Annotated in this window: 1 protein-coding gene; it reads left to right on the forward strand. The window is 63.2% G+C overall.

Annotation, left to right across the window (positions count from 1 at the left end; translation table 11 throughout):
* The first annotated feature begins 36 nt into the window (after positions 1 to 36).
* Positions 37 to 12,534, forward strand: coding sequence for a filamentous hemagglutinin family protein (locus KCG87_RS06700; protein ID WP_210557380.1), 12,498 nt, complete (start codon positions 37 to 39; stop codon positions 12,532 to 12,534).
* The last annotated feature ends 43 nt before the right edge of the window (positions 12,535 to 12,577 follow it).

Genomic DNA, 12,577 nt, shown 5'->3' on the forward strand with positions numbered 1-12,577 from the left:
GGCCATATGTGGCAATCAAAAAAGGATCTCGTAGTGATGCTCGCTCGCCCATCCCGTCGTCGTACCCACGTTCAGTCCTTTCAGCGTGATGCCGTGGAGCCGACGCTGTGGCTGCTCAAGCCATTGGCGCACGCGGTGGCGTTGTGTCTGGTGGCGGGCAGTGCGCAGGCGCAGACGGCGTTCAGTTCGAACTGGTTTGCCGCCAAGGGAGCGGCGCAGCAGGCCGCGGCTGCGCGTCCGAGCGTTGGCGGGTTGCCGGGGATGACACCGCCATTGGCCCAGCAGCAAAAAGCCAATGCGCAGTTGCAGCGCTCGATTCAGACCCTGAACAACACGGTTGCCGCGATTGCTGCGCAACAGGCGGCGCAGGCGGCCGGACGCACGGCGGCGTTGGGCACGGTACAGTTTGTACCGGACGGTCTGGGCGAGGGCGGTTTGAAAGTCGATAACAGCCTGACTCAAGGCTGGCAGAACGCGAAGGGCCCGCAGCAGACCCAGGTCGATGGCAAAACCACAGTGACAATCGAGCAGACCGCCGACAAGGCGATCCTCAACTGGGAAACCTTCAACGTCGGTCGCAATACCACGGTCGATTTCGCCCAGCAGTCGAACTGGGCGCTGCTCAACCGGGTCAACGATCCGAATGCCCGGGCCAGCCAGATCCAGGGCCAGATCAAGGGCGACGGCACGGTGATGTTGATCAACCGCAACGGCATCGTGTTCAGCGGCAGCAGTCAGGTCAACGTGCGCAACCTGGTGGCCGCTGCCGCCAACATCACCGATATCCAGTTCCGTGATCGTGGGCTGTATTTCGACAGCACCGGCACCCAGCCGACGTTCACCGATGCCGCCGGCAAGGTGCTGGTGGAACGTGGCGCCTCCATCGACACCCACAAGCCGGCATCGTCTACCGCTGCCGGTGGTTATGCCTTGCTGCTCGGCAGTGACGTACAGAACGACGGCAGCATCAGTACCGTCAAGGGCCAGACCGTGCTCGCCGCCGGTGACCGTTTCTATATCCGCAAGGGCTCGGGCACCGAGGGCAATGCGCTGTCCACCACCTTCGGCAACGAAGTCATCCCCGGTTTCAAGGCCGGTGCCGTGGCGGGCAATGTCACCAACAACGGCTTGATCCAGTCCGCCACCGGCGACATCACTCTGAGCGGTCATGAGGTGGTGCAGAACGGTGTATTGCTCGCCAGCACGTCAGTGGCGACGCGTGGCACGATTCACCTGACCAACCCGAACACCGACAGCAGCGGCAGCGTCACGCTGGGGCAAGGTAGTGCGACGGCGATCATGCTCGACAGCAGTGACCTGACCGCCCTCGACAGCCAGCATCAGGCCGCGCTGACGGGCGTCACGGCCAACAACCGGATCCGTGGCGATCAGTCACGCGTCGAGATTCAGAGCGGCGGCAGTGTCGAGTTCCAGAACGGCTCGATCACCCTGGCCACCGGCGGCCAGGTCGCGGTCAGCGCACAGCGCCGCAGCCTGGTGCGCGACGGCGCGATGATCGATGTGTCCGGTGCCCTCGGCGTCAAAGTGGCAATGGAAAACAACAGCATCAAGATCAACGTGCAAGGCAACGAGCAGCGCGATGCCTCGGTCAACCGCGAGAAAGGCGCGCTCAACAGCAATGACATCTGGGTCGATGTGCGCGATCTGGTGTACGTGCCGGCCGGCACCAACGGCTACGCCACGGATCGCTGGTACACCGCCGGTGGCCTGTTGGAAGTCGGTGGTTATCTCGGCACTCAGGGCCACAGCGTCGGCGAATGGATGGCTCAGGGCGGCACGGTGAGTTTTGCCGGCAACGACGTGGTCACGGAAAAAGGTTCGTTGATCAACCTGTCCGGCGGCACCCTGGATGTGCAAAGCGGCGAGATTCGCCAGAGCTGGCTGCGTGGCGCCGACGGCAAGTTGTATGAAGTGTCGCGCGCGCCGGGGGACCTGCTCTACACCGGCCTCTACAAAGGTTATGAAGACAGCAGCGAACGCTGGGGCCAGACCAGTTATTACTACAGCCCGCTGATTGCCCCGCGCTCGCGTTTCGAGTCGGGTTACACCGTGGGCCGCGATGCCGGGCAACTGGTGATCGCCACGGCCAACGCCTTACTCGACGGGCAAATGATCGGCGAGGTGTATCAGGGCGAACGGCAGAACCAGGCGCCGAAACCGGTGCTCGACGGCTATCAGCAGAGCCAGAGCGCGTTGGCCCGGCGTGCGCAGTTGATCGTCGGCAGTTACGACCCGACCTTCGTCGCGGCGTCGAATGGCCTGCTCTACACCCTCAATCCGACGCTGGGTCAGGTGCAGATTGGTGGCGAGCGCCCGGTTGCCGGAAATGATCCGGACCTCACCGGCGCGGTGTCCGATACCCGTAAGGGCAAGCTGTATCTTGATAACGATCAGCTCAGCGGGTTGCGCCTCGGTGCGCTCAAGGTTTCGGCCAAGGATCAGATCGCCGTTGACGGTGCGCTTACGGTCGATAGCGGTGGCGACATTACCCTGTATTCCCCGGATGTGCAGATCGGCGCCGACCTGACCGCGCGTGGCGGTAGCCTGCGTCTGGGCAACGTGCTCAATCAGTTTCTCAGTAGCGACACCGCTGACACTCGGCTCACGGCGAAGGTCGGCAAGGCGACGCAGGTCAACGTGGCCGACGGTGTGCAACTCGATACCCGTGGCGTGTGGAGCAACCTGCGCACCAACCCGGACGATGGTGCGAGTCTGGCGTACCTCAATGGCGGTTTGCTGTCGATCCGCAGCAGTGGCGACATCGATATGGGCGCAGGCAGTCTGCTCGATGTGTCCTCCGGTGGCGCTGTGCTGGCCAACGGCAAGACCCGGGGTGGCAAGGGCGGGGACCTGACGCTGGAATCCAGTGCGATTTCGGCGCCCGGTGAAACCCACCTGAACCTTGCGGGCGATCTGCGTGGCTACGGTGTCACGGGCGGCGGCACGCTGACGGTACAGGCCAACAGGATTCTCATCGGTCAGACCGACAAGGCGCTGGCCGACGATACACTGCAGCTGTCTGCCGATCTGTTGCGCAAGGGCTTTTCCGCCTACAACCTGATTGGCCTGAATGAGCTGGGCGTTGCTGAAGGTACGGCGATCGATGTGCACATGCCGGTGTACCGTTTCGCTGATGCCGCGCCGAATCAGGTCAGTGGTGTCGATCCGCAAACGGCGCTGGAGCTGTGGACGCCGACGCTGTTCCAGGAAAACCCGACCAAGGGCCTGCTGACTCAACGTGCCGGCGCCAGCCTGACCTTGCAGGGCGGGGCCAGCCTGATCGGTCTGATCGATGCCGCCAACAGCACGTTGACGCTGGGCCGCGGTTCGCGGATCAGCGTCGATCCGGGGCAGAGCATCAAGCTGCGCGGTGCCGGGCAGATCACCGTGGACGGTGAACTGAATGCCTGGGGTGGTGCGATTGATATCCGGCAGCAGCAGTTCGGTTCGAACACACCGGCGAGCTCCATTGTCGTGGCCGATCCGAACGCGCATGACCGTTCCATCTGGATCGGTGAACAGGCTGTGCTGGATGTCGCCGGGCGTGCCAATACGGCGACCGACACCCTGGGCCGCACTTACGGGCAGGTCGGCAAGGGCGGCAGCCTCATCATCGGCGGCGAGATCGATTCGAAACTGGCAACCGCCACGGCTGCCGATGCCTACGTGATTGTGCGTCCGGGCGCGCGGCTGGATGCCTCGGGCACCGAGGCTGTTCTGGATATCGCCGGTCAAGGCCCGACGCGTATCGCAACGGACGGCGGGCGCATCAGTTTGAGTTCTTATAACGGTCTTTTCGTTGAAGGCAACTTGCGTGCGGCGGCGGGTGGCGTCGGGGCGGCCGGTGGTCGTCTGGAACTGGCGCTGGAGACGCCGTTGTATTCCGATTCGGCGAGCAACGCGGTGCGCTCGCCGAGGGAAATGATCATTGGTCAAGCGGCAGAAAACGAGCTGCTGCCCGCGAACCTGCAACCCGGCGAAGGCGCCGATGGCTTGCGTTACGGTCAGGCCCGCTTGAGTGCCGATGGCTTGATGACGGGCGGTTTCGACAATCTCAGCCTGCTGAGCAACGGTCTGTTGTCGTTTGACGGTGACGTCAATCTGCGCATGAATCAGAGCCTCAGTCTGTTCGCCGCAGCGCTGTCTCTCGCCGAGAATTCCAAAGGCTCGGCACGGGTTGATTTGAGTGCTCCATACCTGCGTCTGTCAGGGGTGGGCACCTACTTCGCCGGCTTCAACATGATGCGTCCACGGTTGCTCCCAGGCCCGACGGCCCGATCGTCCGATGCAACGTTCAATGCCTCCGCGAATTTGTTGGACGTGGGCAATGGCCTGTCCTTCGGGACTCAGGGTTCGATCCTGCAACGGCAGGCGCCGGCCGTTGAATACAGCCGTCGGGCTTTCGGTCTGGTGAGCCTCGACAGCAGCGGCGACCTGCGCTTCCTCGCGCCGAATGATGGTGCGGAGAAAACCAGGCTGTGGACGCCGGGCGACTTGAACCTCGGTGCGGCGCAGATCTATCCCGCCACCGGCATTCAGGCTGAGGTGCGTGCCGGTTATCAGGGCGCCGTCCCGGTTTCCGAACACACCTTGCGGATCAGCGGCCACGGCGCGGCACCGACTGCGGTGCCGTATTCGGCATTCGGAAAGCTGATTTTTTCCGCCGCGTACATCGAACAGGGCGGTGTCTTGCGTGCACCGCTGGGCAAGATCGTATTGGGTGACGATTTGCTCAGCACCACTCACGAGGTTCGTCTTCTGCCGGGCAGTCTGACTTCGGTCAGCGGTGCCGGTCTGGTCATGCCGTACGGTGGCACCACGGACGGTATCGACTATCGCTATAACGGCAAATCCGTGGTGCTCAACGGCATCTCCGGCGAAACATCAGGCGTGTCGATTGGCACGCAGTTCGCCGATGTGCAAAGCGGTGCGGTCATCGACCTGTCCGGCGGTGGCGATCTGCGTGGCGCCGGTTTCGTGTCCGGTCGCGGGGGTTCCACCGATGCACGTTTCAACCCGCTGGTGCGCACTGCGACTGACGGCACCTTCAGCCTGCCGGGGCTGGCGAGCAACCCGGTCTACGCCATCGTGCCCGGCAACCAGAGCAGCTATGCGCCGATGCTGGCCGAGGCCGGTGCAGTCGATCCGCGCATCGGCCAGCAGGTCACTATTGGTGCTGGCGTGCCGGGGTTGGCGGCGGGTACTTACACACTGTTGCCGTCAACGTTTGCCCTGATGCCTGGTGCGTTCCGGGTTGAGGTAAACGGTCAGGCAGCACCCGGCGTGACAACGGGGGCGTTGCCACTGCGCAATGGTTCATGGACCAGCAGCGGGCAGATGTCGATTGCCAATACCGGCCTGCGTGACAGCCTGGCCAGTCAGTTGATTCTCACGTCAGCCGATGTGTTGCGTCGTTACTCGCAGTACAACGAAACCGGTTTCTCTCAATTCATCCAGAGCGACGCCGCCCGGCGCGGTGTGCCGCGTGCGCTGGCACCCATGGACGGCAAGACACTGGATCTGCGCCTGGCCTCCGGCGGCAAGCAAGACATCGCTTTGCAGTTCAACGGGCGCACGCTGTTCGAGGCTGCCGAGGGCGGCATGGCCGGCACAGCGGTGGTACGTGGCGGCAACGCCGGGAGCAGCTTCGAGATACTGGGTGCGGGCCGTGCATCGACACCGGGTTTCAACGGTGTGTCGCTGTACGCCGACACGCTCAACAGCCTCAACGCGGGGCGGCTGACCATCGGTGCGATGCCGAATGTCTTGTACAACACGACCGCTAACATCATCGGCTTCCTGGGCGCGAGTGAAAGTATTGTCTTGCGTGAAGGGGCGATTCTATCCGCGCCGCAAGTCTTGCTGCGCACCACGTCAACGCTTGGCGGGATCACCGTCGAGGCGGGGGGCGGGATCAATACGCTGGGCCGTGGCAACGTGGCATACGACTCGCTGGCCGGTTACGTTTATGAGCCGAAAGGCTCCAGCCTGCTGCTGGTTTCCAACGGTTGGGCGCAGGTACTGGCACCGGAACGGGCCAGTGGAATCAGCGGCGCGGGCAGCATCCGGATCGGCACTTGCGCAGCGAGTGCGTGCAACAATCCGGCCCTGCTGTATTCGAACGGCAGTATCACGGCCGCTACGGATAACCAGTTCGAACTCGGTGAAGCGGTGCGTTTCGGCACCCGTCATCTGGCATTGTCGGTCGGCTCGGTCAATACCGGCAGCGCCGAAGCACTTGCAGCGGCGGGCAGCCGCGTGCCCGCCGGCCTCACGCTCAACCAGAACGTACTCGACCGCTTGCTGCGCGGTGATACGCAGTTTGCCGCGCCGGCCTTGGAAACCCTGAGCCTGACCACTCGCGACGCCTTCAATTTCTACGGCAGCGTGAGCCTCGACACGATCGATCCACAGACCGGTCAGAGCAAACTGCAGAACCTGGTGCTGGTCACCCCGGCGATCTACGGTCTGGGCGATGCCAACGATGTGGCGAGTATCCGCACGGCCAACCTGATCTGGAACGGCGCGATGCAAAGCGCCGGCAGCGTCATTACCGGTGGCGCCGGTACGGGCAGCGGCACGCTAGACATTCAGGCCCAGCGGATCGAGCTGGGTTACGGACCGATGCCTCAGGCCAGCGGTCTGGATCAGAACAATCGATTGGCGTTGGGGTTCACCAACGTCAACCTCAGCGCCAGCGAGCGCATCACCGCCAATCACAAGGGCAGCCTGGCGGTGTATCAGGAGCAGGGCGCCTACGATCCGCTCACGGGTTACCGCTACAGCGGCGGCAATCTGAACCTGCGCACGCCGTTGCTCACCGGTGAGGCGGCATCGGTCAGCCTGCTCAAGGCCGGCAACAGCCTGACGCTCAGCGGCGCCGGGGCTGCCGGGGTGGCCAATGCCTTGGGGGCGGAGTTGAACCTTGAAGCCCGCAATATCGTGCTGGACAGCCGTATCGCCTTGGGCAGCGGCAAGCTGACCGTCAAGTCCGAGGGCGATTTGACGCTGGGCACTAGTGCCGTGCTGGACATGGCCGGACGGACCTTGCCGTTCAACGATGTCAGCAAATACAGCTGGGGCGGCGATGTCTCGCTGTACAGCGCCAACGGCAATATCCGTCAGGCTGCGGGCTCGCGGATCGACCTGTCGGCGAAGAACAATCAGGTCGGTAACCTCAGCGTCGTCGCTCTGGCCGATGCGGCCGGGATGGTCGATCTGCAAGGCGAGATTGTCGGCGGCAGCAGCGGTTACTACGACGCCGGGGGCACGTTGGTGCCGTACAAGGCCGGTGGCGTGGACATTCGCGCGCAACGCCTGGGCGGTGACGCCACTGAGCAGTTTGCCGCGCTCAACCAGCGCTTGAATGCCGGGCAGGTGTACGGCAGCCGCAGCCTGCAACTCAAACAAGGCAATCTGGTGATCGGCGACGGTCTCAAGGCCGGCGAAATCAATGTCTCGGTGGACAATGGCAGCCTGACGGTGGCTGGTCTGATCGACGCCAGTGGCGAACGTGTCGGCAGCATTCGTCTGTCGGCGAAAAATGGCCTGACGCTGACTGGCAGCAGCGTGCTCGATGCCCATGGTCGCGTGCTGCGGGTCGACAGCTACGGCGAGATCATCGATGCGCCGAACCGTGCCACGGTTGAACTGAGTTCCGGCGATGGTTTGCTCATGCTGGGCAACGGCGTGCGGATCGATTTGCGCCACGGCACTGATGCCGTGCCCGGTTTCCTTGCCGGGCAACACGATGGAATGCTGCGCGGTACGCTGGAGCTGAACGCGCCGCGTCTGGGCAGCAATGACATCGCCATCGACGCCAGTGGTGTGTTGACCATTCAGGGCGCTCGCTCCATCGGCCTCAACGGTTTGCGCCGCTATACCGATGCCCGCGATGGCGTCGATCCGGCGGTCAGTGGCCGACCGTATCAGGTGATTGATCAGGCCATGCTCGAACGTATTCACGGCGACAGCAATGACTTTATCAACGCCGCACTGGGCAATAACGATCTGCTGCAACGCAAACTCGCCGGGTTGAACAACGCCACGTATGCCGATGCGTTCCATTTGCGGCCCGGTGTGGAGATCGCCAGCAAGACTGCCGACGGTGATCTGGTGGTGGAGGGCGATCTGGATTTGTCCGGTTACCGCTACGCCAGTCTCAATCCGCACACGCAGCTGAACCCCTCCGTATATGGTTCCGGAGAAGCTGGCAGCCTGGTGATTCGCGCCGGTGGCAACCTCGATATTTACGGCAGCATCAACGACGGGTTCGCGCCGCCGCCGGAAACCCAGGACGATGCCGGCTGGAAACTGATTGCCGGTGTGCAGCCATTCGGTGGCGACCTGATTGTGCCGGGCAGCGGTGTTTCGCTGGCCGAAGGCACGCAGTTCCCGATAGGCGCCACGCTCAATTACGACGTGACCCTTCAGGGCGCGGTGTTGGCCAGCGGCACGTTGCTGCCGACTCAGGCAGTGTTGGCTGAGGCGTATACCTTCAGCGCCGGCACCGTGCTGGCGGGGGCGATTCACGACAGCAACGGTCATCTGCTGTACGCCGCCGGTACGCTGCTCAGCGACAGCGTGACGTTTCCTGCCGACACTCGCCTGGGTGCCGGGATCCGTTTGAACAAGGCCACCGCCCTGCAAGCGATGAACTGGCCCAAGGGTGTGCCGTTGCCCAGCGTTTACGATGCAGATCTGACTACGTTCGCCGGGGTGAAATTAAAGGGCGAACTGGCCTTGCTGCGCGGTTCGCTGATTCCGTCGATGACCGATGTGAAGCTCGCCGAAGGCACTTCGCTGATCGAGTTGCGGCCGCTCAACGGCACACAACAAGGCAAGAACTGGGCGCTGGCCAGCATGCTGCCGTCGGGCAGTGCGTCGTGGTCGATGCGCGTGGTCGCCGGTGCAGATCTGGCTGCGGCCGATAGTCGTGCCGTGAAGCCTGTCACCACCGATGGCAATCTGCGGCTGGCGGACAGTCATTACGGCGTCAACATCACCACGGCGGCGGGCAAGCTGGTCTGGGCTCCGGATAATCCCTTCTTTACGCCCTACGAGCCGGTCCCTGATGACATGCTCGAGTACTGCCAGCAGATTGCCGACTTGTGCGTACCCATGGCCCGTTGGGTCTGGGCGCCAGGCAGTGGAATGGGGCCGGACTACGAACCGGTTCCCGAGGAGGCCCAATTCATTTGTGATCTGCAGCCGGAACTGTGCATCGGCAACAATCCCGGGAAAACGGCCAAGGCCCATATGCAGATGTTCAGTGTTCTGCGCACCGGCACGGGTGATCTCGACCTGATCGCCGCCGGCAATCTGAGCATGGATTCACCGTTCGGCGTATACACCGCCGGCACCCAATCAACGAATATCGATCCGCTCTATAACCTGCCGCGCGGGCATCTTTCGGATAACGATTCGGTGTTGGGTACGGCCGGTGCCGCTTATGAAAAATGGGTCGACGGCGGCAGCGACAGCCTCTATCAGGCCTGGTATCCGCAGATGGGCGGCAACCTGACAATCAATGCCGGTGGCTCGGTTTCCGGTGATTCGGTCGGGACGAAAGCCCAATCGACAGCGAGCGGGTTCCGCGAGCAGATGGCCAGTGTGGCAGTGGGCAACTGGCTGTGGCGTCAAGGCACGGGAAACCCGGATGTGCCCACGGCCTGGTGGATCAACTTCGGCAGTTATTCCACCCAAATGAACTCAGATCGGGTGATCAACACTGAACCCTACCTGGTGGGTTTCACCGGTTTCGGTACCTTGGGCGGTGGCAATATCAGCCTGCGGGCTGGTGGTGATGCCGGCATGCTCAAACCGCTAGGCGATGCCGTTAACTACCCGCGCGGTCAGGGGCTGATCGTCGCGGTAGGCAGCACCGGTCGAGTCGCCAGCGATGGCAGCGTGCAGATGACCGGTGGTGGTGACATGGACATTCGTATCGGCGGCACGCTCAACCCTTCGCTGCAAGCGCGGGCCGGAGAAACCGGCTTCGGCCAACCGAATCATGATCTGCAGGGCGCGCTGATCAACCTGCGCGGCGCGGCACACATGACGGGTGGAGCACTCGGCGGCATCAACCTGCAGTACGGCGCCGGCGCTGTGTTCAATGATCTTCGGGAAACCCGCGCACTTGATCCGTTTACCTCGACCACCGGTAGTGCTTCCGGAGGCGTGGTGCTGATTCCGGGTGACTCGGGCATGAGCCTGAGCAGCCGCGGTGATCTGGTGTTGGGCGGTGCCGCGGATCCTGGGCGAGTGAGTCTGATGAACGCCAGCCCGATCATGGCGGCCGACGCAAGCGTTGAGCAGGGCGGTATCCTCAGTGGCTTTTCATTGTGGACTGACCACACGGCAATCGATCTGTTCTCGGCTGGCGGGAACCTGACGCCGGGCACACAGATAGCAGAATTCAGTACATCCAACGGCCTGATCACGGGCCGCAATACCTCGCCTACCGACGGCCGATTTGTCTACCCATCGATTCTGCGCGCGGTGGCGGGCCAAGGGTCCGTTTATGCAGGGCCATCCGCGACATTCATTGGCGTAAACAACTACCCGCTGCAAGGTTACTCACTGCTTCTGGCGCCGTCGAAGTCGGGGCAGCTTGAACTGCTGGCAGGTGACTCTATCTACGCCGGTGGCTATGCGATCAACCAGTCGGGGGCCAGCCCGATGGCCGTGGCTACCCCGTTCAACCCGGCATTCAATGCTTACACCAACAGCAACGCCGGAAAACCGCTGCGCACCAACTACAGCGACGATGGCGTGGCGGCAGAGGGCAACGTGCGATATCCGCTGTTTGCCTATGGTCCCAACACCTACTCGGGATCGAACGACGTACAGGGGCCGGCGCGATTCTATGCGCTGACGGGGGACCTGGTGGGCATTCGCAGTGGCGAAACGTTGAGCTTTTCTACTTCCAGACGCACCTGGTACGAAGCGGCGGGGCCTGTGTGGATGATCGCCGGACGCGACATCGTTGCCTCTGGCACTGCCCTGGGGCAGCCTGCGACCGTGCCGACAGTGGAAATGAGTAGCGGCAAGGAGGACATTTTTTCCACCGGCAACCTGTTCGTCCACAATGACCTGCGAGATGTATCGCGCGTCTCGGCGGGCCGCGACATTCTCTACAGCAGCTTCGATATCGCCGGACCTGGAACGCTGGACATTAATGCCGGGCGCAACATCCTGATGGAAAACCGCGCCAGCATTACCAGCCTCGGCGCGATAGTGGCCGGGGATTCGCGGCCTGGCGCCAGCGTGGTATTGCAGGCGGGCGTGGGCGCGCAGGGGCCGGATTACACAAGGTTCATCGCGCGTTACCTGACCCCGCAGAACCTTGCTGACCCGAATGCCTCTCTCAACGGCCAGCCGGGCAAAGTGGTCAAGACCTACCTCGACGAGTTGCAGAGCTGGCTGACGCTCGGCTACGGCTTCAGCGGCAACGCAGAGCAGGCACAGGCGTTCTATACCGCGCTGCCAAGTGCCGAGCAGGCGATCTTTGCGCGCCAGGTGTACTTCGCCGAACTGCGCGCCGGCGGCCTGGAATACAACGACGCTGACGGTCCGCGCAAAGGCAGTTATGTGCGCGGTCGCAACGCCATTGCCGCACTGTTCCCGAGCACCGATGTGGCGGGCAATCCACTCCGTTACGACGGCGACATCACGCTGTATGGCGGAGCAGGGGTCAAGACGCTGTTCGGCGGCGATATCCAGATGCTCACGCCGGGCGGCGGTCAGGTGTTCGGCATCGAAGGCGCAGCACCACCGTCCACCGCCGGGATTATCACCCAGGGTTCGGGCAACATTCAGCTCTACTCGCAGGGCAGCATTCTGCTCGGCCAGAGCCGGATCATGACCACCTTCGGCGGCTCGATCCTCGGCTGGTCGGCCGAGGGCGACATCAACGCCGGTCGCGGCTCGAAAACCACCGTGGTCTACACCCCGCCGAAACGGGTTTACGACACTTGGGGCAATGTAACCCTGTCGCCTTCGGTGCCGAGCACCGGTGCGGGTATCGCCACCCTTAACCCGATTGCCGAAGTGGCGCCGGGAGACATCGACCTGATCGCGCCGCTGGGCACCATTGATGCGGGCGAGGCGGGCATTCGCGTCTCGGGCAACGTCAACATCGCCGCGCTGACCGTGGTCAATGCCGCCAACATCGCCGTGCAAGGCAAGACCAGTGGCGTACCGGTGGTGGCTGCGGTGAACACCGGGGCGATCACCTCGGCCAGTTCGGCGGCATCTTCGGCAACCCAGGCCGCTGAGGACGTGGCGCGTCAGCAGCAAGCAGCGGCGCGGCAGAACCAGGCGTCGGTGTTCACCGTGCAGGTGCTGAGCTTCGGCAACGAACAACTGGCGCCGAGCCGTGATGGTGCCAGTCGTGCGCCGGCGCCGGGTTACAACCCGAATAGCCCGGTGCAGGTACTGGGTGCCGGCGCGCTGGATGAACAGGCCAAGCAGCAGTTGACCGAGGAGGAGCGGGGGCAACTGACGCTGTAAAAGACTCTCGTGTAGTACGCTTCGGGCGGCCTTTTGGCCGCCC

It is taken from the genome of Pseudomonas sp. MWU347, from assembly GCF_017947305.1.
GTDB lineage: Bacteria > Pseudomonadota > Gammaproteobacteria > Pseudomonadales > Pseudomonadaceae > Aquipseudomonas > Aquipseudomonas putida_A.